This is a genomic window from Empedobacter sp. GD03861 (assembly GCF_029840885.1).
GTDB classification, from domain to species: domain Bacteria; phylum Bacteroidota; class Bacteroidia; order Flavobacteriales; family Weeksellaceae; genus Empedobacter; species Empedobacter falsenii_B.
The window spans coordinates 63,667-90,118 of the sequence record NZ_JAOCDJ010000003.1; the positions used below are offsets into that span (position 1 = coordinate 63,667).

26 protein-coding genes and 2 tRNA genes are annotated in these 26,452 nt (G+C 30.5%); 22 read left to right on the forward strand and 6 right to left on the reverse strand.

Going from position 1 to position 26,452, the window contains the following annotated elements:
- The first annotated feature begins 89 nt into the window (after positions 1–89).
- The 19 genes from N5D03_RS02380 to N5D03_RS02470 all read left to right on the forward strand — a co-directional run bounded on the left by N5D03_RS02380 (position 90) and on the right by N5D03_RS02470 (position 19,815).
- Positions 90–1,082 (forward strand): mannose-1-phosphate guanylyltransferase, encoded by a 993-nt coding sequence (locus N5D03_RS02380; protein ID WP_280050844.1) that lies wholly within the window; start codon positions 90–92, stop codon positions 1,080–1,082.
- Positions 1,083–1,183: 101 nt separating this feature from the next.
- Positions 1,184–1,603, forward strand: a complete 420-nt coding sequence (locus N5D03_RS02385) for an adenylyltransferase/cytidyltransferase family protein (protein ID WP_188319460.1) — start codon at positions 1,184–1,186, stop codon at positions 1,601–1,603.
- Positions 1,603–2,619 carry an NAD-dependent epimerase/dehydratase family protein gene (locus N5D03_RS02390; RefSeq protein ID WP_280050845.1) on the forward strand — a complete coding sequence of 339 codons (1,017 nt, stop codon included), beginning with the start codon at positions 1,603–1,605 and terminating at the stop codon, positions 2,617–2,619. Before N5D03_RS02385 ends, N5D03_RS02390 begins: the two co-directional genes overlap by 1 nt.
- Positions 2,616–3,938 (forward strand): nucleotide sugar dehydrogenase, encoded by a 1,323-nt coding sequence (locus N5D03_RS02395; RefSeq protein WP_280035077.1) that lies wholly within the window; start codon positions 2,616–2,618, stop codon positions 3,936–3,938. The genes N5D03_RS02390 and N5D03_RS02395 overlap by 4 nt, the downstream gene beginning before the upstream one ends.
- On the forward strand, positions 3,938–4,513 hold the full coding sequence (gene rfbC / locus N5D03_RS02400) for a dTDP-4-dehydrorhamnose 3,5-epimerase (RefSeq protein WP_280035078.1): 576 nt from the start codon (positions 3,938–3,940) through the stop codon (positions 4,511–4,513). The genes N5D03_RS02395 and rfbC overlap by 1 nt, the downstream gene beginning before the upstream one ends.
- Positions 4,514–5,273: 760 nt before the next feature.
- Entirely contained in the window at positions 5,274–6,134 is an 861-nt protein-coding gene (rfbA, locus tag N5D03_RS02405) for a glucose-1-phosphate thymidylyltransferase RfbA (protein WP_280035080.1), read from the forward strand.
- Positions 6,135–6,168: 34 nt separating this feature from the next.
- Positions 6,169–7,335, forward strand: a complete 1,167-nt coding sequence (locus N5D03_RS02410) for a nucleotide sugar dehydrogenase (protein WP_280050846.1) — start codon at positions 6,169–6,171, stop codon at positions 7,333–7,335.
- A 4-nt stretch (positions 7,336–7,339) separates the two neighbouring features.
- On the forward strand, positions 7,340–8,353 hold the full coding sequence (locus tag N5D03_RS02415; RefSeq protein WP_280050847.1) for an NAD-dependent epimerase/dehydratase family protein: 1,014 nt from the start codon (positions 7,340–7,342) through the stop codon (positions 8,351–8,353).
- Positions 8,353–9,471, forward strand: a complete 1,119-nt coding sequence (gene wecB, locus N5D03_RS02420; protein ID WP_280050848.1) for a UDP-N-acetylglucosamine 2-epimerase (non-hydrolyzing) — start codon at positions 8,353–8,355, stop codon at positions 9,469–9,471. The genes N5D03_RS02415 and wecB overlap by 1 nt, the downstream gene beginning before the upstream one ends.
- Positions 9,471–10,778: an oligosaccharide flippase family protein gene (locus tag N5D03_RS02425; RefSeq protein WP_280050849.1), complete on the forward strand. Its 1,308-nt coding sequence runs from the start codon at positions 9,471–9,473 to the stop codon at positions 10,776–10,778. Before wecB ends, N5D03_RS02425 begins: the two co-directional genes overlap by 1 nt.
- Entirely contained in the window at positions 10,753–11,853 is a 1,101-nt protein-coding gene (locus tag N5D03_RS02430; protein WP_280050850.1) for a hypothetical protein, read from the forward strand. The genes N5D03_RS02425 and N5D03_RS02430 overlap by 26 nt, the downstream gene beginning before the upstream one ends.
- Positions 11,841–13,130 (forward strand): hypothetical protein, encoded by a 1,290-nt coding sequence (locus N5D03_RS02435; protein ID WP_280050851.1) that lies wholly within the window; start codon positions 11,841–11,843, stop codon positions 13,128–13,130. Before N5D03_RS02430 ends, N5D03_RS02435 begins: the two co-directional genes overlap by 13 nt.
- On the forward strand, positions 13,127–14,263 hold the full coding sequence (locus N5D03_RS02440; RefSeq protein ID WP_280050852.1) for a glycosyltransferase: 1,137 nt from the start codon (positions 13,127–13,129) through the stop codon (positions 14,261–14,263). The genes N5D03_RS02435 and N5D03_RS02440 overlap by 4 nt, the downstream gene beginning before the upstream one ends.
- The gene (locus N5D03_RS02445) at positions 14,256–14,828 is read left to right on the forward strand and encodes an acyltransferase (RefSeq protein WP_280050853.1); all 573 of its coding nucleotides are present in this window, start codon (positions 14,256–14,258) and stop codon (positions 14,826–14,828) included. Before N5D03_RS02440 ends, N5D03_RS02445 begins: the two co-directional genes overlap by 8 nt.
- A complete protein-coding gene (locus N5D03_RS02450) occupies positions 14,829–15,968 on the forward strand; it encodes a glycosyltransferase family 4 protein (RefSeq protein ID WP_280050854.1) in 1,140 nt (379 codons plus the stop codon).
- A gap of 3 nt (positions 15,969–15,971) precedes the next feature.
- Positions 15,972–16,877, forward strand: a complete 906-nt coding sequence (locus N5D03_RS02455) for an NAD-dependent epimerase/dehydratase family protein (RefSeq protein WP_280050855.1) — start codon at positions 15,972–15,974, stop codon at positions 16,875–16,877.
- Between the two features lie 4 nt (positions 16,878–16,881).
- Positions 16,882–17,433, forward strand: coding sequence for a sugar transferase (locus N5D03_RS02460; RefSeq protein WP_280050856.1), 552 nt, complete (start codon positions 16,882–16,884; stop codon positions 17,431–17,433).
- Positions 17,434–17,509: 76 nt separating this feature from the next.
- Positions 17,510–18,646 (forward strand): aminotransferase class I/II-fold pyridoxal phosphate-dependent enzyme, encoded by a 1,137-nt coding sequence (locus tag N5D03_RS02465; protein ID WP_280050857.1) that lies wholly within the window; start codon positions 17,510–17,512, stop codon positions 18,644–18,646.
- A gap of 149 nt (positions 18,647–18,795) precedes the next feature.
- Positions 18,796–19,815 (forward strand): phenylalanine--tRNA ligase subunit alpha, encoded by a 1,020-nt coding sequence (locus N5D03_RS02470; RefSeq protein ID WP_038336503.1) that lies wholly within the window; start codon positions 18,796–18,798, stop codon positions 19,813–19,815.
- A 448-nt stretch (positions 19,816–20,263) separates the two neighbouring features.
- On the opposite strand, the gene N5D03_RS02475 is transcribed toward N5D03_RS02470, so the two are convergent.
- Together N5D03_RS02475 and N5D03_RS02480 are read right to left on the reverse strand one after the other, a co-directional pair.
- Complete coding sequence (locus N5D03_RS02475) at positions 20,264–20,755, reverse strand: MepB family protein (protein WP_280050858.1); 492 nt, start codon at positions 20,753–20,755, stop codon at positions 20,264–20,266.
- Entirely contained in the window at positions 20,756–21,823 is a 1,068-nt protein-coding gene (locus N5D03_RS02480; RefSeq protein WP_280050859.1) for an ABC transporter substrate-binding protein, read from the reverse strand.
- Positions 21,824–22,013: 190 nt separating this feature from the next.
- On the opposite strand from N5D03_RS02480, the gene N5D03_RS02485 reads away from it, so the two are divergent.
- Positions 22,014–22,087 (forward strand) — tRNA-Arg (locus N5D03_RS02485).
- Positions 22,088–22,195: 108 nt separating this feature from the next.
- Here the strand turns inward: N5D03_RS02485 and der are convergent.
- The 4 genes from der to N5D03_RS02505 all read right to left on the reverse strand — a co-directional run bounded on the left by der (position 22,196) and on the right by N5D03_RS02505 (position 24,608).
- A complete protein-coding gene (gene der / locus N5D03_RS02490; protein ID WP_280049488.1) occupies positions 22,196–23,503 on the reverse strand; it encodes a ribosome biogenesis GTPase Der in 1,308 nt (435 codons plus the stop codon).
- A 103-nt stretch (positions 23,504–23,606) separates the two neighbouring features.
- Positions 23,607–24,035: an adenylyltransferase/cytidyltransferase family protein gene (locus N5D03_RS02495; protein ID WP_180905607.1), complete on the reverse strand. Its 429-nt coding sequence runs from the start codon at positions 24,033–24,035 to the stop codon at positions 23,607–23,609.
- Positions 24,036–24,070: 35 nt separating this feature from the next.
- Complete coding sequence (locus N5D03_RS02500) at positions 24,071–24,421, reverse strand: phosphomannose isomerase type II C-terminal cupin domain (RefSeq protein ID WP_038336510.1); 351 nt, start codon at positions 24,419–24,421, stop codon at positions 24,071–24,073.
- A 111-nt stretch (positions 24,422–24,532) separates the two neighbouring features.
- A tRNA-Phe gene (locus tag N5D03_RS02505) sits at positions 24,533–24,608 on the reverse strand.
- A gap of 132 nt (positions 24,609–24,740) precedes the next feature.
- On the opposite strand from N5D03_RS02505, the gene cls reads away from it, so the two are divergent.
- Complete coding sequence (gene cls, locus N5D03_RS02510) at positions 24,741–26,237, forward strand: cardiolipin synthase (protein WP_280050860.1); 1,497 nt, start codon at positions 24,741–24,743, stop codon at positions 26,235–26,237.
- 34 nt (positions 26,238–26,271) lie between these two features.
- Positions 26,272–26,415, forward strand: a complete 144-nt coding sequence (locus tag N5D03_RS02515; protein ID WP_181816261.1) for a hypothetical protein — start codon at positions 26,272–26,274, stop codon at positions 26,413–26,415.
- Positions 26,416–26,452: the final 37 nt, after the last annotated feature.

The window sequence follows — 26,452 nt, forward strand, 5'->3', positions numbered from 1 at the left end:
CTTTTTTTTGTGCTTAAAAGAAAAATCATAATAGAATGCAATGATATAGTAGTTTTTAATAACTTTACAAGTTCGAATTAGAAGAATTTATGTGTATTTATAATGTGATCTTATCTGGAGGAGTAGGAAGTCGTTTATGGCCACTTTCTCGTAAAAGTCATCCAAAACAATATTTACCTTTGTTTAATGAGCAATCATTATTTGAGTTAACGATTCAGAGAAATCGTCCAATTGCTGATAAATTAATGGTGATTGGGAATAAAGATAATGACCATTTAAGTCAAGAAGTACTTGATAAAATGAATGTTGAATACACAAAAATTGTAGAGGCTGTTCCTCGTAATACAGCTGCGGCGATTGCATTTGCAGCTTTGGCAGTTGAGGATGATGATATTCTAATTGTTACACCATCTGATCATTTGATCGAAGATATGGAAGCGTATCAAGTTGCGATGAAAAAAGCGATTGCGTTAGCCGAAAAAGATTATATCGTAACATTTGGTGTGCATCCAACTCGTCCAGAAACAGGTTATGGCTATATTGAGCACAAAGAAGACACTGTGTTATCGTTTCGCGAAAAACCAAATCATATTACGGCGCAAGATTTTATCGAGCAAGGGAATTTTTTGTGGAACAGTGGAATGTTTTGTTTCAAAGCACGTGTCTTATTGAAAGAACTAAAGAAATTTGAGAAAGATATTTACGAAAAATCTAAAATTGCTTGGTCTGAAAATATCAACGGAGAGTTGAACGAAGAACTTTCAATGAATATTCCATCAAATAGTATCGATTATGCTGTAATGGAACGAAGCAAGAAGATAAAAGTAGTTCCAGCAAAATTTGTTTGGAATGATTTAGGTTCTTTCGAATCCTTGTATGATTATTTTGTGATGAACGGACATTATGTCGATCGTAATGGAAACATGGTGATTGGAACAGATGTTTATACTTCTTTTGTTGGTTTGCAAAACACTATTTTTGTGAATACCCCAACCGCGAATTTAATTCTACAAAAAGAATATTCGCAGGAAGTAAAGAATGTTTATACGCATTTAGAAAAAAGAAATTCTGAATTAATTTAAATACCTAGCACTCGATTTGAGTGCTTTTTTTATGTCATAAAAGCTTACAATTAATTCAATATAAATCCCTAAATTTGTCGCTCCAACAATAGTATTATAAAATGACAACGGGAATTACATTCGGTATATTTGACTTGCTTCATGCAGGTCATGTGATGATGCTCGAAGAAGCTAAAAGACAATGCGACTACTTAATTGTAGGGCTTAATACAGATCCTGCAAGTGTAGACCCTTCAAAAAATAGTCCTACGCAATCCATCGTAGAGCGCTATATTCAATTAGAAGGTTGTCGTTATGTCGACGAAATAATCCCATACGAAACCGAACAAGATTTGTTTGATATGTTAAGTGCTTTACCAATAAATGTTAGAATTATAGGGGAAGAATACCGAAATATCGACTTTACGGGAAAACAATATTGTTTAGATAATCATATTCAAATTTACTACAACAAGCGTACACACCGCTTCTCTAGTTCAGGATTAAGAAAAGTAGTTGCGACTTCTGAAAAGGAGAAATAATGAAAACAGTATTCATAACTGGTGTAGCTGGTTTTATAGGTTACCATTTAGCTGAAAAATTAATCGAAAAAAATATCAAAGTTGTTGGAATTGATAATATTAACGATTATTACACTGTTCAGTTAAAATATGATCGATTAAAAGAATTAGGAATCAATCAAGAATTTGCTTCAAATTTTGATCAGAAAGTTCTTTCTTCTAAACATGAAGAAAAGATGATTTTCTATCGAATGAATTTAGAAGACAAAGAGTCATTGGCTCAAATTTTTAAAGAATATTCGTTTGATGCGGTTGTTAATATGGCAGCTCAGGCTGGTGTTCGTTATAGTATCGAAAATCCTGATGCCTATGGACAAAGTAATTTGGTTGGTTTTCTAAATATTTTAGAAAGTTGCCGAAATTATAACGTCAAAAAATTACTGTACGCAAGTAGTTCAAGTATTTACGGAAACTCTTCAGATGTTCCTTTTTCAACAAATCAAAACGTTGATCATCCTATTAGTTTATACGCAGCTACTAAAAAAGCAAACGAGCTAATGGCGCATGCGTATAGTCATTTATACAATTTCCAAACGATAGGTTTGCGCTTTTTCACGGTTTATGGACCTTGGGGACGACCAGATATGGCCATGTTTTTGTTTACAGATGCTATATTGAATCATCAACCTCTAAAAGTGTTTAATCACGGTGATTTATCACGAGATTTTACGTACATTGACGATATTATTCAAGGAATTGATAAAATTCTTGAAAATCAAACAATAAAAGAAAATTACCAATTATACAATATAGGAAATAGTAAACCTGTTCAATTAATGGATTTTATCAAAGAAATCGAAAAGTCAACAGGAGAAAAAGCTATTTTAGAAATGTATCCGATGCAAGCAGGAGATGTCAATCAAACATGGGCAGATGTCCAAGAGTTGAAAGATAAATTTGGTTATAATCCTCATTATCCGGTTGACAAAGGAGTGTATAACTTTGTACAATGGTACAGAAAATATTATAATAAATGAATCAACAACATAAAATAGCAGTTATCGGTTTAGGTTACGTAGGTTTACCTTTGGCTCGATTATTTGCAACAAAATACCCTGTTGTTGGGTTTGATATCAATCAGAAACGTATTGCTGAATTAAATAATGGAGTAGATTCAACTTTAGAAGTTGAGAATAATGTTTTACAAAATGTTTTATCAACACAAAATCCTTTTATTCAAGTAGAAAATGGATTGTTTTGTTCATCAGATATAACGGATATTGAAGATGCTACAATTTATGTGGTAACCGTTCCTACGCCAGTGGACAAAAATAATCGACCAGACTTGACTCCTTTGAAAAAAGCTTCGGAAACGGTAGGTAAAGTGTTGAAACCAAATGATATTGTTATTTACGAATCTACGGTTTATCCAGGTGTTACAGAAGAAGAATGTATTCCAGTATTGGAACATTCTTCGGGATTGAAGTTTAACCAAGATTTTTATGCGGGATATTCTCCAGAGCGAATTAATCCAGGAGATAAAAAACATACGGTTGAGAAAATTTTAAAAGTAACCTCAGGTTCAACTCCAGAAATTGGAAAAATTATTGATGATTTATATCAATCAGTAATTGTTGCTGGGACTCATTTAGCACCTACAATCAAAGTTGCAGAAGCATCAAAAGTGATCGAAAATTCGCAACGTGATATCAATATTGCATTTATCAATGAATTATCGAAGATTTTTTCGCTAATGGATATTGATACCAATGATGTGTTGGAAGCTGCAGGTACAAAATGGAATTTTTTACCATTCAAACCAGGTTTGGTTGGAGGACATTGTATCGGTGTTGATCCATTTTATTTGGCTCAAAAAGCACAAGAAATTGGATATTATTCTGAATTGATTTTAGCAGCAAGACGATTAAATGACTCGATGGGAGCATTTGTGGCTTCTCAGGTTGTTAAATTGTTAATAAATAACGACATCAAAGTAAAAGGAGCAAGAGTTCTAAATTTAGGAATTACCTTTAAAGAAAATTGCCCTGATATTCGTAATTCGAAAGCAATTGACGTGATTCATGCATTAGAAGAATATGGAATCGAAGTGATAACGTTAGACCCTTGGGCTAACCCGGATGAGGTAAACCATGAATACGGAATAACTTTTTGTAATACATGGGATCAGGTTTTCCAGTTCACTAATTCACAAGTTCACCAATTCGACGCCATTATATTAACCGTTTCACACGACGAATTTTTAAATCTTCAGTTAACTGATTATTTAAAAGGAAATGGTGTGATTTATGACGTAAAAGGCGCTTTGCCTAAAGAAGAAGTTGATAAACGATTATAATGAAAGCAACAGAAACGAAATTAAAAGGCTGTTTCATTTTAGAACCAACTGTTTTTGAAGATTCAAGAGGGTATTTTTTTGAATCGTACAATGAAAATAAAATAGAAGAAATTTTAGGGTATAAACCAACTTTTGTTCAAGATAATCAGTCTAAATCTTCTTACGGTGTAGTTCGTGGATTACATATGCAAGCAGGAGAACATGCCCAAGCAAAATTAGTTCGCGTTGTAGAAGGTGCTGTAATTGATGTTGCAGTTGATGTTCGTCCAGGTTCTGAAACCTATGGACAGTCTGTTTCGGTAGAGTTATCTGCAGATAATAAAAGACAATTGTTTATTCCGAGAGGATTTTTACATGGATTTTCTGTTATTTCTGATTCAGCTACATTTTTCTATAAATGTGACAATGGCTATAATAAAGCTTCTGAAGATGGAGTTAACCCTTTAGACAGCGAACTGAATATAGATTGGCAAATTCCAACAGATAAAATGATAATCTCTGAAAAAGATCAAGAAGCACAGTCGTTTGAAGAGTTTAAAGTTAAGGGGGTAACAAGTGAACAAGTGAAGAGGTGAAGGAGTGAAGAAGTGAAGAGGTTAACAAGTGAACAAGTGAAGAAGTGAAGAAGTGAAGGAGTTAACAAGTGAAGGAGTGAACAAGTGAAGAAGTAAAGAGGTTAACAAGTGAAGAGGTTAACAAGTGAAGAAGTAAAGAGGTTAACAAGTGAAGAGGTTAACAAGTGAACAAGTGAAAAAGTTAACAAGTGAACAAGTTAACAAGTGAAGGAGTTAACAAGTGAAGAAGTTAACAAGTGAAGAGGTTAACAAGTGAAGAGGTGAAGAAGTTACAAGTTCACAAGTTTACATGATCACACGTTCACACGTTTACATGATCACACGTTCACAAGTTTACATGATCACACGTTTACAAGTTAACAAGTGAAGAAGTGAAAAAGTGAAGAAGTGAAGAGGTTAACAAGTGAACAAGTTAACAAGTGAAGAGGTGAAGAAGTGAAAGAGTTAACAAGTGAAGAGGTTAACAAGTGAAAGAGTTAACAAGTGAAGAAGTTTACATGATCACACGTTTACAAGTTAACAAGTGAAGAAGTGAAGGAGTGAAAAAGTGAAGGAGTGAAAAAGTGAAGAAGTGAAAGAGTTAACAAGTGAAGGAGTTTACATGATCACACGTTTACAAGTTCACAAGTTCACAATTTGACAAGTGAAGGAGTGAAAAAGTGAAGAAGTGAAAGAGTTACAAGTTCACACGTTTACAAGTTTACAAGTTCACCCTTTAACCATCTAACCATATAACCGTTTTAACAACATAAAAAAAAACATGAAAGGAATAATATTAGCAGGAGGATCTGGTACGAGATTACATCCATTAACATTGGCTGTAAGCAAGCAATTGATGCCTGTTTATGACAAACCAATGATTTACTATCCGTTGTCGACATTAATGTTGGCAGGGATAAATGAAATATTGATTATTTCTACTCCTCATGATTTACCTCATTTTGAAAAATTATTAGGTGACGGATCTCAAATCGGATGTAAATTTTCTTACAAAGAACAGCCAAGCCCTGATGGTTTAGCGCAAGCTTTTATATTAGGAGAAGAATTTATTGGAGATGATAAAGTTGCGTTAATTTTAGGAGATAATATTTTTTACGCTTCTGGAATGTCAAAATTATTACAAGATTCAGCAGATCCTGATGGAGGAGTAGTTTTTGCTTATCAAGTTTCAGATCCTGAAAGATATGGTGTTGTTGAGTTTAACGAGAATAATGAAGTAGTTTCGATTGAAGAAAAACCTACTAAACCAAAATCAAATTATGCTGTGCCAGGCTTGTATTTTTATGACAATGATGTCGTTGAAATTGCGAAAAAGATAAAACCATCCTTTCGAGGAGAATTAGAAATTACAGACATCAATGCTGAATACCTTAAAAGAGGGAAATTGAAAGTTGGTGTTTTCAACCGCGGAACAGCATGGCTAGATACAGGAACAATCAATTCATTGATGCAAGCTGGTCAATTTGTTCAAGTGATCGAAGAGCGTCAAGGAATGAAGATTGGTGCCATAGAAGAAGTAGCTTATCGTATGGGTTACATTACAAAAGAAGAATTAATGAAAATTGCCGAACCTTTGAAGAAAAGTGGTTATGGTGAGTATTTAATTAAAATAACTAAATAAAATTTAGTTATTAATAGTTAAACAGTAATAAAAAATGAAAATAACAATTGTAGGAACAGGGTATGTTGGTTTATCAAACGCCATATTATTAGCACAGCATAATGAAGTTGTGGCATTAGATATAATACCTGAAAAAGTAGAGATGTTAAATCAGAAAAAATCTCCGATTGAAGATAAAGAAATAACAGAGTTCTTAACAACAAAAGAGTTAAATTTCAAAGCGACATTAGATAAAGAAGAGGCATATAACAATGCAGATTTTATTATTGTTGCTACTCCAACTGATTATGATGCCCAAACCAATTTTTTTAATACGAAGAGTGTTGAAATTGTATTAGAGGAGGCAAATAAAATTAATCCTTCTGCGGTTATTATTGTGAAATCTACTGTACCAGTAGGTTTTATTAATACAATAAAAGAAAAATATGGTTTTGAAAATGTAATTTTTTCGCCAGAATTTTTAAGAGAAGGAAAAGCATTATACGATAATTTGTATCCATCAAGAATAATTGTAGGCGAAATTAGTGAACGTGCAGAGAGATTTGCTGACTTATTAAAAGAAGGAGCTATTAAAAAAGATGTACCAACACTATTTACGCATTCAACCGAAGCGGAAGCAATCAAATTATTTTCGAATACATATTTAGCTTTACGTGTAGCTTATTTTAATGAGTTAGATAGTTATGCACAAACTTTCAACTTGGATAGCAAGCAAATTATAGAAGGAGTTGGTTTAGATCCGCGTATTGGTTCGCATTATAACAATCCATCGTTTGGATATGGTGGATATTGTTTACCTAAGGATACAAAACAACTTTTGGCAAATTATGAAGCAGTACCAAACAATATTATTCAGGCAATTGTAGATGCAAATAGAACACGTAAAGACTTTATTGCAGATTCTATTTTAGCGAAGAAACCGAAAAAAGTTGGGATTTATCGTTTGATTATGAAATCTGGTTCAGATAATTTCCGTGCATCTGCTATTCAAGGAATCATGAAACGCATCAAAGCAAAAGGAATAGAAGTAGTTGTTTATGAACCAGTTCTTGAAGAAGAAACATTTTTTGGTTCTACAGTAATGAAAGATTTTAATCAATTCAAGGCAACATGTGATGTCATTATCTCTAACCGAAATGCGCCTGAATTGGCCGATGTACAAGAGAAAATTTATACACGCGATTTGTTTGGAAACGATTAAGGATATGGGAAAAGTATTAGTAACTGGAGCAGCGGGATTTATTGGATTTTATACCGCTAAGAAATTAATCGATTTAGGTTATGAAGTTGTTGGATTGGATAATATCAATGATTATTACGATGTAAATTTAAAATATGCGCGTTTAAATGAATTAGGAATTAATCGAAAAGAAGCAGAAATTGAAAATAATATTGTGCAATCTTCTATTCATCCTTCTTTTCAATTTGTTCGTTTAAATTTAGAAGACCGAGAAAATCTTCCAAAATTATTTCATGCACAACAATTTGATTCAATAATTAATTTAGCAGCTCAAGCAGGAGTTCGTTATAGTTTAGAGAATCCTATGGCGTATGTGGATAGTAATATTGTTGGCTTTGTAAATCTATTAGAATGCTGTCGCTACAATAAAATCAACCATTTAGTGTATGCATCAAGTTCATCTGTATACGGAGAAAACGATAAAATCCCATTTGGAGAAAATGACCAAGTTGATCATCCAGTCAGTCTGTATGCAGCAAGTAAAAAAGCAAACGAATTAATGGCGCACACCTACAGCCATTTATACCAAATTCCTACTTCAGGTTTACGTTTCTTTACGGTCTATGGACCTTGGGGACGCCCAGACATGGCACCTATATTATTTGCAGATGCGATGACAAATGGTCGTGAAATTAAGGTGTTTAATAACGGAGAAATGAGCCGTGATTTTACTTACATAGACGATATTATACAAGGAATTATTATTACCTTACAAAATCCAGATGTAAAAGGGAATGGTTATCAATTGTTTAATATAGGGAATGGATCTCCAGTATCATTATTGCATTTTATCCAATGCATGGAAAATTCGTTAGGAATTAACGCACAAAAAAACATGATGCCGATGCAGGCTGGCGATGTTCCTCGTACATGGGCAGATACAACCCAGCTAAATGTACTAGGTTATCAAAGTACTACACCAATTGAAGAAGGTGTAGAACAGTTTGTACAATGGTTTAAAGAATACTATAAAAACTGATGAAAACAAAACATTTGATTATTTTTGGAACAAGGCCAGAAGCTATAAAGATGGCACCTTTAGTTCAAGAATTCAAAAAACACAACGATTTTGATACGAAAGTATGTGTCACTGCACAACACCGTGAAATGCTAGACCAAGTATTAGATTTTTTTCAAATCACACCTGATTACGATTTAAATTTAATGAAACCCAATCAAAATCTATATACGTTAACTGCTGATATAATTACAGGTCTACAGCCAATATTTGATGAATACCAGCCTGATTTCGTATATGTACACGGTGATACGACCACTACTATGGCGGCAAGTATTGCTTCGTTTTATTCAGGAGCAAAAGTGTGTCATGTGGAAGCAGGTTTACGAACATTCAATAAGCGCTCTCCTTTTCCAGAAGAAATCAACCGTCAAGTAGCAGGGAGAATTTGTGATTTTCATTTTGCACCTACTATTCAATCCAAAGAAAATTTATTAAAAGAAAACATCAAAGAAGACAGTATACTTGTTACTGGTAATACCGTTATTGATGCTTTATTAGATAGTTCATCTCGTGTACAAGAAATTCAAAATGCAGAAATTGAACATTTAAAAACAATTGTAGATTCCGAAAAGAAAATGATTTTAGTAACGGGGCATCGCCGCGAAAATCATGGTAAAGGATTTATCAATATTTGTGAAGCGTTAAAAGAAATTGCAACTACACATCCTGATGTTCAAATTATATATCCAGTGCATTTGAATCCAAATGTGCAAAAACCAGTGCACGAAATTTTATCGGGTATTGAGAATATACATTTAATTAATCCATTAGCTTATCCTGCATTTGTATGGTTGATGACTCAATCGTATGTAATTATCACCGATTCAGGGGGGGTACAAGAAGAAGCACCTTCATTAGGAAAACCGGTTTTAGTAATGCGAGATACAACTGAAAGACCTGAAGCTGTAGAAGCTGGTACTGTTATTTTAGTAGGCACCAATACAGCTAAAATTGTTACCGAAGCCAACGATTTATTAACAAATACAGTTCGCTATCAATCAATGAGTGCCTTACATAATCCGTATGGTGATGGAAAAGCGTGTGAACGTATTGCAGAATTTATCAAAAGTTCATAATGATTAGTAAATTACTCTATAAAGTTAAAAATAATAAGCAATATTTAAATAGTTTTTGGTCCTTAATAGGTTCAGTTTTACCTAAATTAGGTGTGTTTATTACATCTATTCTATTAGCTAGAATATTAGAAGCAGATAGATTTGGAGATTTAAGTATTGTTCGCTCTACAATTAATATGTTTACCATATTTGCAGCATCAGGTATAGGTATTACAGCAACTAAGTTTATTTCTGAACACTATAATGAAAATTTTAAAAATGAAAATAAAGTTGCAGAAATAATTAGTTTAGTAAATTTTGTTTCTTTAGTATTAGGTATTATAATTTCATTAGGTATCATAATCTTTTCTAATCAATTAAGTGAAATAGTTATAGGGAAGAAAGATTTGAGAAATGATTTAATAATAGGTGCCATGATGTTATTATTTAATGCACTAAATGCTGCTCAGATAGGAATAATAGCAGGTTTTCAAAAATATAAAACGATAGCAATAAATTCAACATTAGCTATTTTTATTAGTTTACCATTTCAAGTTTTGGGAGCTATTTATTTTGAAATTGAAGGAGCATTATTCGGGTTTGCAATAAATTTTTTATTACTTTATCTTTTTAATAAGTATTCAATATATAAGTTAACAAAGGGATTTAAAATAAAACTTTTAGACTTCAGAAAAAATTATAAAATTTTATATCAATTTACATTACCAAGTTCATTATCAGGTTTAATGGTTATGCCAATAACTTGGGTAACAACTGTTTTGTTAACAAGGAGTATTAATGGGAGTTTTAATTTAGGGATTTTTGAAGCAGCAAATCAAATAAAAATGGTAATCATTTTTATCCCGATAGCTCTATCAAACGTTCTATTACCAACCCTAATGGAAAAAAACAGTGATAAGAATGACTTAAATAATACGATAAAAAATAACTTATTATTAAATATAAGTATATCATTAATTATTTGTTTAGTTATTTGTCTTTTTTCAAGATTAATTATGTCTTTGTTTGGACAACAATTTAAGGATTATTATCTAACATTAATCATTTTATCTATATCAACAGTTTTTATGGCGGCAAATAACGTTATAGGACAAATAATTGCGTCTAAAGATAAAATGTGGATAGGTTTTTTATTTAATTTTTTATGGGGAATGACTTTAATCCTATCTAGTTACATTTTTATTTATCATTATAAATTAGGAGCATTGAGTCTAGCTTTAGCTTATTTAGTCTCTTATTTATTACACACTTTTTGGCAATTTGCTTATTTAAAATTAAAATATGAAAACAATAATAATATTACATAAGAGTAAAGTTTCATCTTTTCCTCCATTGTTATCACTAATACAGGTATTAAAAGTTTTAAAAATTAATGTTGTTTTAATATGCAGTCAACATGATGATCCGCTTTTTTTAAAGAGATTGGAGGAATATTGTTTTAAAATTCACTTAGTAGATATTAAAATAGGTAAAAATAAATTTGAAAAAGCTTTAAGTTGGTATAAAACTAGAAAATTATTTTGGGAGATAATTGAAAATAATGACTATAGTAAAGAATTTTTATGGATACCAACTGCAGATACAACATTAGCCTTAGGTAAAAAATTACTGCGTCATAAATACATATTAAATTTATTTGAACTATTTGATATGTATCCTTATTATCAAAAGAATCTTAAGATATATGCACAAAATGCACAATTAGTTATCTGCCCAGAGATTAATAGAGCTCACATTTTAAAAGTATGGTATCAATTAAAAAAATTACCTTTTATATTAGAGAATAAACCTTTTGATAATATTAGAGGTAGAAATCTGACATTACCAAGTGAGTTAGAAGATAAAATAAATAAATTAAAAGCTCATAATAAAAAAATTGCAATTTATCAAGGTATTATGTCAAATGACAGAGGACTTGAAGAATTATGTAGTTTATTTGATAAAAGTGGATCATTCATTCTTTTGATGATGGGGGCAACAACAAAATTTTCACAAGAACTAGAGAAAAAGTATAAAAATGTAGTTTTTATTCCTTTTGTAGCTCCACCTTATCATTTACATATTACTAGCCATGCAGATGTTGGTATTTTAACTTATGATGAGTCATCTTTAAACAATATATACTGTGCACCGAATAAAATCTGGGAATATTCAGCAATAGGTTTACCAATGTTAGGTAATAATATTCCTGGTTTAATTAATGTAATTAATCAGAATAATCTAGGAAAATGTTGTGATTTTAATAACATTTTAGAAGTTGATAAAAACTTAAATTATATTTTAAAAAATTATGAAGAACTTTCATTAAATTCATCAAAATTTTATAATACGGTAGATGTTAAAAATAAAATAGAAGATATAATTAGTCAATGCAAAATTTAGAATTAATAAGTTATAGTAATTATATATTATTATTTATTTCTGCAATTTTTTTATTTTTAAATGTAAAAAAATTGCTTTCAAATAAAAGAAATATTGTAGATTTTATTTATATCGTTTTTTTTATTTTTTATATTCTTCCTATTTTTTTTGAAGAATTTAAAGGTAAACCAAATTATAATTTAGTATATTTTCCAAAATTTCGAATTGTTACATCAGATTTTTATACAAATTTGATTTATGTGACAATGATGATAATATTTCAGGTTATTTTATATTTTAATTTTAAGAAAAAAAAATATAGAAATATAATATCTAATGTTACATTCTTTAAATTAAATAGATTTCAAAACATATTAATTCATTTTGTTATTTTTTTACCAATTATATTGTTTTTTTGTTCTTCAGAACAAGATAAATTGTTGGTATATGGAACAAATAGTGTAAAAGGTATTGTAGACACAGATTACTTTAATTTAATTGTAAATGCAACCAATATATCTACTTTATGTGTTGGTTTATTAGTTATTAATAAAAATTATAATTTAAAACTTTTTTTAAAATATTCATTAATATTATTATTAAACATTTGGTTAAATGGGAAGAGAAATATTGTTGTATTGATATTGTTAATTTTCATTTATATATTATTAAATAATAAAACTATAAAATTAAAGTCAAAATTGTATATTTCTTTATTGATAACTAGTTTTTTGATTTTTTTTAATTCATTTTATCTTGAAAATTTTAAAAATTATAATAATGATAGATCTGAAGAATTTGATTATGCTTTAATGAGAATTGATTATGGAAGAGATGATGTTTTAAAAATGGCTATCTATCACGAAATTAATGATCAATATAGTCCTATTCTTGAATACAGGGGACAATCAATGTTATTTGTTATCACTGCTTTTATTCCTAGAGATTTTTGGCCAGATAAGCCTTTAACATATACAGGATATTTTACAAGTTCATTAATTAATGAACCTCCAGCTTTTCAACATTTTGGTATGACAACAGGGGTTTTTGATGAGTTTATCGTAAATTTTAGTCTAATCTTAGGGTTTTTTATCTCAGTGTTCCTTATTATTAAAGTTTTATCTATTACAATTAAATTAAATAACATATTTTTTAATTTATTTACAATTCTTGTTATATCATTATTGTTAACTAATGATATAAAGTCATATTTAGTTATTCATATGTTATGGATTATAACTTATATTCTTTTAAAGAAAAAAATAATAAAAATTAATAATTTATCATACAGAAAATGAAAGTTTTATTTATACATGACCATAAATTTATAAAAAAAGAAAATCTTATCTATACTACAGGTGGTCTTCCTAGTACTGTTTGGCAAAATTATATAATAAATGATCAAATAAATCTAACTGTATTTGGGAGAATTAATAATACTTTAAAGTCTGATACTTTAAGTTCGTATGAAAATGTAGAATTTGTATTTTCTAAATATTATAATAATCCTAAAGATTTTTTTATTCATAAATCAAAAATAAAATCAGAATTAAAAAAACTAATAGATGATCATGATAAAATTATTATAAGGTTACCTAGTTTTTTAGGTTTAATAGCAAGTGAAATATGTATAAATGAAGGAAAAACATTTTATTCAGAAGTCGTAGCTAACGGATATGATTCACTTTATAATTATAATTTATTTGGTAAATTTTTAGCAAACTACTATCATTATAAATCTAAGAAATCTATTAGTAAGTCTTCTTATGCTTTATATGTAACAAAAGACTATCTACAAAAAGTATATCCTTGTAAAAACATAACAGATTATGCATCTGATGTAGAAATTTCAGAAAACCATAATAAAATTGAATTTAAAAGTGTAGCTCCTAAAAAAACTTTTATTTGTGGTACTGTAGGAAATCTGGAAGTTAAATTTAAAGGATATGAAATTTTTTTCAAATCTTTAAAACTGCTAAAAAAAGATGGATATAATATCAAGTACAAGATTGCTGGAGCTGGAAATTCAGCATACCTACATAATTTAGCTGTAAAATATGGTATTGAAGATGAAGTTGAATTTATAGGTAAATTAGATCGAATTCAGATCGAAACATTTTATAAAAGTCTAGATTTATATATTCATCCATCTTTCCAAGAAGGTTTACCTAGAGTGGTTGTAGAAGCAATGAATTTTGATAATGTTATTTTAGCATCAACAATTGGAGGTATCCCTGAATTAATTAATGAAAGATTTTTACATAAACCAGGTGATTTTAGAAAGTTATACGAGGATTTTAAACTAATAACTAATAATGAAGAATTATTCAATGAAGAGATAGTTAGAAATAGAGAAACTGTAAAAAAATATCAGAGAGAAACATTAATAGCAAAAAGGAGAAACTTTTTAATAAAATACTTATATGAGTAATACAGGGAGAGAAAAATTTAGAAAAAATAAAATTGTAATCAATTTTATTGCGATTTTTTTTTCAATTTTTGGTAAAGGGATTAATAAGAAATTATTAAATATATTTAGAAATTTAAATGGTAAAATAGGAATCTTATTAAGATATGTATTATTAAAAAATATTTCTAAAAAAATTGGTGATAATGTTTCAATACAACCAGGATGTTTTTTGTTTCATACAGAAAATTTAGAAATAGGGGATAATGTAAGTATTCATCCAATGTGTTATATAGATGCAGAAGGTGGTATTTTAATAAAGGATAATGTTTCTATAGCTCATTCTTCTACATTAATTGCAGCAAATCATTCGTGGTCTGATGAATCTTTACCAATTAAGTATAATAAATTAATACTTTCACCTATTATTATAGAAGAAGACGTATGGATAGGTTGTGGTGTTAGAATTTTAGCTGGTGTTAAAATATCTAATCGTTCAATTGTAGCTGCTGGTGCTGTTGTAAATAAGTCATTTGATGAAAGAAGTTTAATAGGTGGAGTTCCAGCTAAATTATTAAAGACAATATAAATGAAAATCGCTTTAATCGAAAACTTCGGTTCTGATTTTTATGGTGCACGTTTACGTTATGCGCTTTTTTTACAAAATTTAGGACATGAAGTAATAGCAATAGTACCAAACGACGGGTATGCAGATAAAATAAAAGAAGCTGGGATTACAACTATTGCTTTAGATATAGATATTAGACAGAGAAGTTTAGGAGCTATGCTTTCTTTTGGTTTTCAGTTAGGAAAAATCTTTAAACGAGAAAAGTTTGATATAATTCATTTGTATCGTATGCAACCCAATATTATTGGGACACCATTTGCTTATTGGTATGGAAAGAAAGTTAAAATAGTCAATCATATTACAGGTTTAGGGGTAGCATTTACAAAAGATTCATCTAAATTTAATTTAATTAAGTCGATAATTAAATCGTTGTATAATATTAATAATTCGATATTTAGAGCACAGTTAATTTTTCAGAACGAAGAAGATAAAAAAGAGTTAGGTAATCATTCCTCTTTTCAAGTAATAAAAGGAAGTGCCGTAAACGAGGATCGTTTTAATACAACAATTCAACCTTCGGCTAAATTATTAGAACAATTAAAAAAGGAATATCACTTAACAGAAGGTAAAACCCTAATTTTTGTTTCTCGTTTATTAAAACAAAAAGGATTATCTTATTTAATTGAGGCGATTAATCAAATCAATCAATCAGAGAGTCAAAAAATTAATTTATTAATTGCAGGTTGGATAGATCCAAATAATCCCGATTCTTTTACAGAAACAGAGATTAAGCATTATGGAGGGCAAGAAGGAGTCATTTTTTTAGGAAAACGTAACGATATTAATGATATTATTGCTTTAGCAGACATTGCAGTGTTACCAACCTATTACAGAGAAGGTACGCCACGATTTTTATTAGAGGCAATGGCAATGGGTAAACCAATTCTTACAACCGATATGCCAGGGTGTAACCACTTGGTAAAGGATAATAAAAATGGTGTATTAGTACAACCACAGAGTACAGAAGAAATTTTAAAAGGATTACAATATTTATTAAAGGCTGATTTAGAAAAAATGGGATATGAAAGTAATAAATTATACCTTGAAGAATTTTCTGAAGATGTGGTGTATAACCAAATACTAAATTTATATAAAAAGTAAAACATGCATATTACCATTACAGGTGCGTCAGGTTTTGTAGGTCAAAATTTATCTGTTTATCTAAAACATAAAAATCATTCGGTCCATGAGTTGTCTTTGAGAGGCATTAATTGGCAATCGAACCTAGATAAAAATTCTGAAGCAATAATTCATTTGGCTGGAAAAGCTCACGATACTGAGAATACATCTGAAGAAAAAGCCTACTTCGAGATTAATAGAGATTTAACGATTGCCTTGTTTCAAGAATTTTTAAAATCCGATGCAAACGACTTTTTTTATTTTAGTTCTGTTAAAGCAACGGCTGATACAATTGAAGGAGTTTTAGATGAAAACCATATTTCAGATCCTAAAACACCTTATGGTAAATCTAAATTAGAAGCGGAAGAATATTTATTAAAACAACAATTACCAGAAGGTAAAAGACTTTTTATTATTCGTCCATGTATGATTCATGGTCCAGGAAATAAAGGAAACTTAAATCTTCTTTATAAAATAGTTGAAAAAGGTATTCCTTGGCCTTTGGCTGCTTTCGAAAATAAAAGATCATTCCTTAGTATAGATAATCTTTCATTTTTGATTTTAGAAATGCTTAAAAATAGTACTATTTCATCTGGAATTTACAATTTTGCAGATGATAAAAGTCTTTCAACAAATGAGTTGGTTACTTTAATCGCAAATGCGTCAGGTAAAAAAGCAAAACTTTGGAATATTTCGAATAAAATGATTTCTAACGTTGCTAAAATAGGGGATAAGATAAAACTACCGTTAAATTCAGAACGTTTAAAAAAACTGACAGAATCTTACGAGGTTTCCAATCAAAAAATTAAAACAGCTCTTGGAATAAAAGCTTTACCTTTAACGGCAGAACAAGGACTTATTAAAACAATACAAAGCTTTAAAAACAAATAATAAAATGACAAGACTTTTCGACATATTATTCTCTTTTTTTGGTCTCTTATTTTTGTGGCCAATTGGAGTAATTTTATATATTATAGGGTTGTTTGATACAGGTTCACCTATTTTTATGCAAGAGCGTGTAGGAAAAAGTAAGAAACCATTTAAACTAATCAAATTTAGAACAATGGATGTTAATACAAAGTCAGTTGCATCACATCTAGCAAGCCAAGCACAGGTAACAAAATTTGGAAGTTTTTTACGTAAATCAAAGTTAGACGAATTACCTCAATTAATTAATGTATTAAAAGGAGATATGAGTTTAGTTGGAGCGCGACCTTGCCTTTTTAATCAAACAGAATTAATTGCTGAAAGAGAAAAAAGAGGTGTTTTCAATCATCTTCCTGGGATTACAGGATTAGGTCAAATTAATAATGTGGACATGTCGACACCTGAAAAATTAGCGAAATTAGATGCTGAAATGTATCAAACAATGTCAATTTCTAATTATTTTAAATATATAATCGGAACTGTTTCTGGAAAAGGACAGGGAGATGCCGTGAAGAAATAATATAAATATATACAAGTTATAAAGAGTCTATTTCTAGACTCTTTTTTGTTATATTTGAAATAAATCTAAACATTTAATGCAAACTAAAATCTGGCTTTCATCTCCACATCTTTCAGGAAATGAAATGAAATACATTCAAGATGCTTTTGATAAAAATTGGATGACATCCATTGGTGATAATATTGACGGATTTGAGTCTGATATTCAAAAAGCATTGAATACATCAAATCCAATTGTTGCATTAAATAGTTGTACATCAGTTTTGCATTTAGCTCTTGTGATGTTAGGGGTGAAACAAAATGATGAGGTTATTACGCAAACATTGACTTTTTGTGGTTCAACAAATCCGATTGTTTATTGCGGTGCAACGCCTGTTTTTGTAGATTCTGAAAAAGATACATGGAACCTTTGTCCAATTGCATTAGAGGAAGCGATTAAAGATAGAATTTCAAAAGGAAAAAAACCAAAGGCGATATTAGCTGTTCATTTGTACGGAATGCCTTATAAGGTTGATGAAGTACATGATATAGCTGAAAAATATAACATTCCTGTGATTGAAGATGCTGCAGAAGCATTGGGTTCTACGTTCAATGGTAAAGCTTGTGGAACTTTTGGACGTTTCGGAGCGTTATCGTTTAATGGAAATAAAATTATAACAACTTCTGGTGGAGGAGCTTTGGTTTCACATACACAAGAAGATAAAGATAAAGCGGTATTTTTAGCGACACAAGCGCGTGATAATGCTCCTCATTATCAACACTCACATATTGGGTACAATTATCGTATGAGTAATATTACTGCAGGAATAGGACGTGGACAAATGGAAGTTCTACAAAGTAGAGTAGAAGCTCGTCGTGCAATGAATAAATTCTATCAAGAGTTGTTTGCGGATATTGATGGCGTAACGGTATTTACAGAACCAAGTTCTGATTATTTCTCTAACCATTGGTTATCTGCGATTTTAATAGATCCAAAAGTAGCAGGGAAAACACGCGAAGAGTTGCGTTTAGCTTTCTTAGAAGATGATATCGAATCTCGTCCATTATGGAAACCAATGCATATGCAACCTGTCTTTGCAGATGCACCTTATTATGGAGGAACAGTAGCAGAAGAATTATTTGAAAATGGTTTATGTTTACCTTCTGGTTCTAATTTGACAGATGCAGAAAGTGAACGAATTGCAGTAAAAGTAAAAGAAGTTTTTGGAAAATAATTCTCGAAAATAAGATATCAAACAAATCCTCTCAAGTTTTCTTAGGAGGATTTTTATTTATAAGAATTAGACGTTTTTAATAAAAGTACTCGAATAATTTGTTATAAGTTGATTATCGGTTAAATTTGTAATCAAATTGATCAGAAATTATGATTGACCAAATCAAACAATATATTGAAGAAGTAAAAAACTTCCATTCAACAAATGCTGCTGAAATTGAAGAATTCAGAATTAAATTTTTAGGAAAAAAAGGAATTTTAACGGACTTGTTTACACAGTTCAAATCTGTTCCGAATGAACAAAAAAAGGAATTTGGTCAAGTTGTGAATGAATTAAAAACATTGGCAACAGAAAAATCAACTGTTCTTAAAAATGAAATCTCAAACGAAGGAAAAACTGATTCTTCTTTAGATTTAACGCGTCCTGGAGAGCCATTTACATTGGGATCTCGTCATCCAATTAATATTACAAAAAATCGTATTATCGAGATTTTTAATCGCATTGGATTCAGCGTTTCTGAAGGGCCAGAAATCGAAGATGATTGGCACAATTTTACAGCGTTAAATTTGCCTGCGCATCACCCTGCGAGAGACATGCAAGATACATTTTTCATCGAAACTGATCCAGATATTGTGTTGCGTACGCATACATCTTCTACGCAGATTCGTCATATGGAAAAAAATCAACCGCCAATGCGTTTCTTAGCGCCAGGTCGTGTTTACCGTAACGAAGCGATTTCGTCTCGTTCGCATATGATGTTCCACCAAATCGAAGGTTTGTACATAGACGAAGGTGTTTCGTTTGCAGATTTGAAACAAACTTTAAGTTATTTTACAACTGAGTTATTTGGTAAATCTGAAATTCGTTTACGTCCTTCATATTTCCCGTTTACAGAGCCTTCTGCAGAGGTTGACGTATATTGGGGATTAGAAACCGAAACTGATTATCGTATGACAAAAGGGACAGGTTGGTTAGAAATTATGGGATGTGGAATGGTAGATCCTAACGTTTTGCGCAATGTAGATATCGATCCTGAAAAATATTCGGGTTATGCATTCGGTATGGGAATTGAGCGTATTGCGTTGTTGTTGTATCAAATTGGGGATATCCGTTTGTACACAGAGAATGATAAACGTTTCTTAGAGCAATTCCAATCAGAATTATTTTAAGATTAATAGAATATAAATGAAAAATCTGCTTATCAAGCGGATTTTTTTATTGGAATAATGTTTTAAATAATATATTAGAGATTATATCCTTTAGTTTTAATTTTCATAAAAAAGCATTTAGAAATTGTCATGCCGAGACATCACTCTATTTATTTACAAAGTAATAATTAATGTAATCGTCCTATTAAAAATGGCCTTAAATTTATGACGTTAAGAAAATAATTGAATGTAACATTAAAAAGATTTTAGCCCGTAGGGTTTTTAAAAACTTTAGTGAAATGAAATTATTTTTAGTCTAATAGATTTACAGTCTTGACTTTTTGGTTACTTTTTAGTCAAGTAAAAAGTGACATAAAATATAAGGAATATCTAATTATATGATGTGTTTAATTTTCATAAAAAAGCATTTAGAAATTGTCATGTCAAGCTTGTTGAGACATCTCAATTATTATTTAAGTATTGATTTAACATTTTTCTTATCAATTTGTTGATTGTTGACTTCTACGAAATAATCTTGTTGCCAATTTTGAGTTTTCTCCGCTTGTTTATTTTCAGGTTTTACCCAATTCGGATAAACTCTAAAACCTCTTTTTCCTTCTTTTTTAATTGAGGTCAAAATATTCTTTTCAATTAAAATTGATGTCGGAAAAATATAAAAACCTAGTTTAGAATCATCTTCTGTAGCAATAATGTAATAATCAAAACCATCATTTTCGTTGAAAGACTCGGTGTGTTTAGCGGCATTTCGTTTCCATAACGTTACAAATTGACCAACTTTTTTAGGCGTAATTTTAGCTTTTCTAAATTTTATAGAAAACTCATTAACATTGAAATTATAACCTATATATTCGTCACATTCTGCATCTTTTTCTAACTTAGAAATGGATAAATTCATTGATTTTAGAACAAAATCTTCGAATTTTTGAATAATTTCAGTCATTTATTTCAATTGTTGATAAAAGTATAAATCATAAGTTGGAAATAAATTTGGATAGAAAATCTTTCCTAAATCATTCAAAATAATATCTGGGCGAAGAATTCCTTGCTCAAAATAATCATTCGAACCTTTTGCATTCATACGTTTGTTGTAAGCGTACACATTTCCTTTCTTAAATGCATCAAACCACGCATAGTTTGGATAAGAAGCTTTCATTTCTGCCAACGTATTTACGTTTGTAACATTGATCCAATAATTTGCAGATTTTCCAGCTGTATAAACTTCTTCAAATGTTAAGCTCAAACTATTTTCACCTGTTTTATTCTTGAAAATATAATTTCCTTTCGCATCGTCTATTAATTTTGCTTGCAACAAGTCATTTGTCGGAACGTACCAAATGTCGCCATACATTGTATTCACAATTGTTGAAACATTACCTTGACCTTTGGTTTGAATGATATTTTTGATGGAGTCGTAATTATTTTTAACCGTTTCTACGCGTTTTTCAGCTTCTGTATCTTTTCCGAATAATTTTCCGAAAACCTTCAAATACTCAACTTGTCCCAATGGGTTTTGCTCTTTGTATTCATCTAAATACAATACTTTTATTCCATTTTGTTCTAATTGTTGATGAAATTTTGCTAAAACAGGATTAGAACTTGCGATAATCAATTGTGGTTTATTTTTTAAGATAATTTCTGTGAATAGTTCGTTTGAATTTCCAACTTTTAAGATTGATTTATTCGCAATTCCTTCTGCTATTTTAGGATTGTAAATAAAATCTGCATCGCAAACTCCTTTGATTAAGTCAAGACTTCCTAATTGATCTAAAAACGTAACGGCAGATGAAGTTTCAACCATCACAGTTTTGATAGGCAAGTCTTTTTTATCAAATGAAATTGTATTTCCAGAAGATTTTATCGTGATTGTTTGGTTGTTTTCTTCGATAGAAATATTTTTTGCAAACTGAAAAGTTGTATTTTCTTGTTCAGTTTTAACAGCTTCTTTTGACTGTTTACAACTACTAATGGCAAGAAGAACGAATGAGGTTAGAATAAATTTTTTTATCATTTGGATTGAATTTAGAGCAGGCAAGTTAAGAAATAGGATGAAATCATAAAAAAATATTTTTGTAAGCAATTGATTCGTTGTAAATTAAATTAATGTTTAGAATTTTTCTTAAAAAGATTAGGTTTTTACGATGAAAGTGCTGTATATTTGCATTCGAAAATAAAGGAAAATACTTTCAATTATTTCAAACGGCCGAGTGGCGCAACTGAATAGCGCACTTGATTACGGCTCAAGAGGTTACAGGTTTGAATCCTGTCTCGGTCACAAAAATGCTCAGCGTCAATCGTTGAGCTTTTTTTATGAATGTTAAATTCTATTGTTATCAATAAAAAAGTCCATCTACAAATTGTAAATGGACTTTTTGGATTTTTATTATTTCTTTCTGAAGTAAACTTCAACTGGAACTCCTTCAAAATTGAACTCCTTTCTCAATTGATTTTCGATAAATCGTTTGTAAGGATCTCTAATATATTGTGGCAAGTTACAGAAAAACGCAAATTGAGGCGTTTTTGTAGGTAACTGCGTTACATATTTGATTTTGATGTATTTTCCTTTTACTGCAGGTGGAGGTGTAATCTCGATAATCGGTAACAAGGTTTCGTTTAATTTACTTGTTTTGATACGACGACTACGGTTCTCGTAAACTTCGATAAATGTATCCACAGCTTTCAAGACACGTTGTTTTGTAAGAGCCGAGATAAACAACACAGGAACGTCTGTAAAAGGCGCAATACGTTTTAGAATAGCATCTTTGTATTCTTTCATTGTATTGGTTTCTTTCTCCAATAAATCCCATTTGTTGATTAAGATGACAACACCTTTTCGGTTACGTTCTGCTAAATAAAGAATGTTCAAATCTTGTGCTTCAATTCCACGTTCTGCATCAATTACTAAGACACAAACGTCACATTCTTCGATTGCACGAACCGAACGCATCACAGAATAAAATTCTAAATCTTCGCTAACTTTTCCTTTTTTACGCATTCCAGCAGTGTCTACCAAAACAAATTCGTGTCCAAATTTATTGTACAACGTTTCGATAGAATCACGTGTTGTTCCTGCGATATCGGTTACAATATTACGTTCTTCACCTAATAATGCATTAATTAATGTAGATTTTCCAGCATTTGGACGACCTACGATTGTAATTTTAGGTAAACCTTCGAATGGATCAATGTGTTGTTCTTCTGTAAAACAATCTACCACATCATCTAATAATTCACCTGTTCCACTTCCGCTCATTGCAGCGATAGTGTACATTTTTTCGAATCCTAAGTTATAAAACTCATAAGAATCGTCTAAATTTTTGTTGGTATCGACCTTATTCACAACTAAGAATGTAGGCTTCTTAGTGCGTCTTAAAAGGTTGCCAACTTCCTTATCCATATCCGTTAAACCAACTTGATTGTCTACCATGAACAAAATTACATTTGCTTCATCAATAGCCAATTCAACTTGCTTGCGGATCTCTTCTTCAAAGGTATCATCTGAACCAACGACATACCCTCCGGTATCGATTACGGTAAACTCTTTTCCATTCCAATCAGATTTTCCATAGTGACGGTCACGTGTAACACCAGAAGTGTCATCAACGATAGCTTGTCTTTTTTGGATCATTCTGTTGAAGAACGTAGATTTACCAACGTTTGGTCTTCCTACAATTGCAACTATATTTGACATTCTGCAAAGGTATAATTTTTCGATTTATTTTTTACATTAATTTTTTGATTGATAAAGTATTGTAAATAAAAAAGGTTAGACAAACTCTAACCTTACTCAATTTTTATTTTACAACTTTAAGAAGTTCTTTTTCAGCAACCACTTTTCTAAGTCCAGAACTTGAGAAACGATGATCTCTTGAATTGTAATACAATTCGATTCCTTTTTCTTCACAATATTTACGTCCTGTGAAGTTTTTATCTTGGTATTCAATACCTAAGATACGAACATCAATTTTGAAAGATCTCAAAACATCTTCCAAGTCTTCTTCAGTTGCATAAGGAACAATTTCATCGACGAATTTGCAACCTTTTAACTGAATGTAACGTTCTACAACAGTTTGTGTAGGTTTGTTTTTTTCTGGTCGATCTAATGTTGGATCTGTTTGTAAACCTACAATCAAATAATCGCAATGTTGTTTTGCGTCTTCTAGCATTTTGATATGTCCCGCATGAAGCAAATCAAAAGCACTAAATGTAATTCCGATTTTCATAGTCAATTAGTTTAGTCTTTTATAGTTAGTTTTTATTAATCTTCAGATGATCGGTTGTAATCATCTTCGATGCGAATGATGTCTTCTTCTCCAAAATACGTACCATGTTGAACTTCGATAAAAATTAATGTTTCATTACCTATGTTCTGAATACGATGTTTTGCTTTTAATGGAATAATAACGACTTCACCCGCTTTGTATTCATATTCTTTATCATCAAGTGTCACCATTGCGGTTCCCTGAACAATTGTCCAAACTTCTGCACGATGATTGTGATATTGGTAAGACAAACGCCCGCCAACATTCACTTCTATTCTCTTCAATTTATATATATCGGTGTCCTCTAATACATAGTAAGAACCCCAAGGTCTATTTCCTATTTCCATGTTTTACGCAATTTACGGAATATTTAGATACAACTCTAAAATACTCGATGAATAAATTGTTATGTTCATTCAAAAAAAAACCTCAAACACATGCTTGAGGTTTTATAAATGTGGTGGTGCCTCCAGGAATCGAACCAGGGACACAAGGATTTTCAGTCCTTTGCTCTACCAACTGAGCTAAGGCACCGTCATTTTGGATTGCAAATATAAGAAGGTTTATTTATCATTTCCAAAATTATTTTTAAATATTTTCTGTTAATTTTTTAAGCAGTTGATTTTTATTCATTTATTTTTATAAAAAATTACGAATTGGTAACAAATGGAATGGTCAATCACACTTTTGCACATCTGGAATTTTATCAAAGAATGGTATTGGGTTCCGCTTACAATCCTTTATATAATGGTGATTGTTACTATTTTGATCGAAAATCGAAACCCAACAAAAACAATTGCATGGATATTAGTGATTGTTTTTCTGCCATTTATCGGAATAATTCTATATTTTTTCTTTGGACAGAAATTCAAAAAAGATCAATTTTTTAGTCGAATAGATAAAAATCACCAAAAAATCATCAATGAAAAATGGACTGAAATGGATCAATTTGTTCAAGATGATTTAGATAAAGTAAATACAAGAATAGGTTCGTTGTCACAGGTTTATCGATATTTAAATAATGCAAGAGTTGCTTATCCTGCAACAAATAATAAAGTAAAGTTGTTGACAAATGGAGAAGATAAATTCCCTCTTTTTTTAGAAGCTTTACGAGAAGCGAAAGATCATATTCATCTTGAATATTACATTTTTGATGAAGATCATATTGGAAATGAAATCATTGATATTCTGATTGAAAAAGCTAAAAATGGTGTAGAAGTTCGTGTAACTGCGGATGATTTTGGTTCACCAAAACTGAATAAACATCAATCAAGATTTGATGGAACAGGTGTGGAATTTCAAACATTTTTACCTGTTCGATTTTCTTCTTTGGCAAATTCTAATTATCGTAATCACCGCAAAATTTTGATTGTTGATGGTAAAAAAGCATTTGTAGGCGGAATTAACATTAGTGATAAATACATTAATCAAAATGGTGTAAAAAGCCCAAATAATAAGGTTTATTGGCGTGATACTTCTGTGATGATTGAAGGCGATTCTATCAATAGTTTGCAATTGCATTTTTACTTAAATTGGATGATGACCGAAGGCAAAAAGTATAATATTTCTGATTCAAATTATTTTTACAATTCTCAAAGTAAGATTTTTGAAGATGCTGCAACTGTTAGTTTTGGACTTTCTTCGCCTGGTAGTGATTTACATTCGGCAATGGAAGCGATGATTTTGGCAATTACTTTAGCGAAAAAGAAAGTGCAATTGTGTACACCATATTTTATACCAAGTGACGAATTTAAGACAGCGATGATGATTGCTGTTTCGAGCGGAGTAGAAGTGGAGTTGATTATACCTAAAAAAGGCGATTCGATAGTGGTACAACAAGCGTCATTATCATTCCTAAAACCTTTGATGAAGCGAGGTGTGAAGGTTTATTTGTACGAAAAAGGATTTATTCACGCCAAAACAATAACGGTTGATGATAAATTGGCTTTTATTGGAACAGTAAACTTAGATTACCGCAGTTTTATGATTAATTTTGAAATTACTTCTGTAATTGAAAATGAGACTTTATTAAAACAAATGAGTGCTCAATTTGATATAGATAAAGAGGATTCAGAATTATTAACGCTAGAAAAATGGGAAAATAGACCTTGGTATTACCGTGCATTTGCATCAATTTGTAGATTGTTAGCACCGATATTGTAAATATTTATTACATTCGATTTTAGATCAAGGTAATATGAAAAAGCTATCTTTATTAACAATTGGAAAAATTGCTATAGGTGCAGTTCTTGCATATGGTTTCCTAAATTTTATAGATCAACCAGATGTTATGATTGAATCTTTTAAAACTGGATTTTTAGAAGGAATCTTAGGAAAATAAAACAAAAACCTCCACATCAATTAAAGTAGAGGTTTTT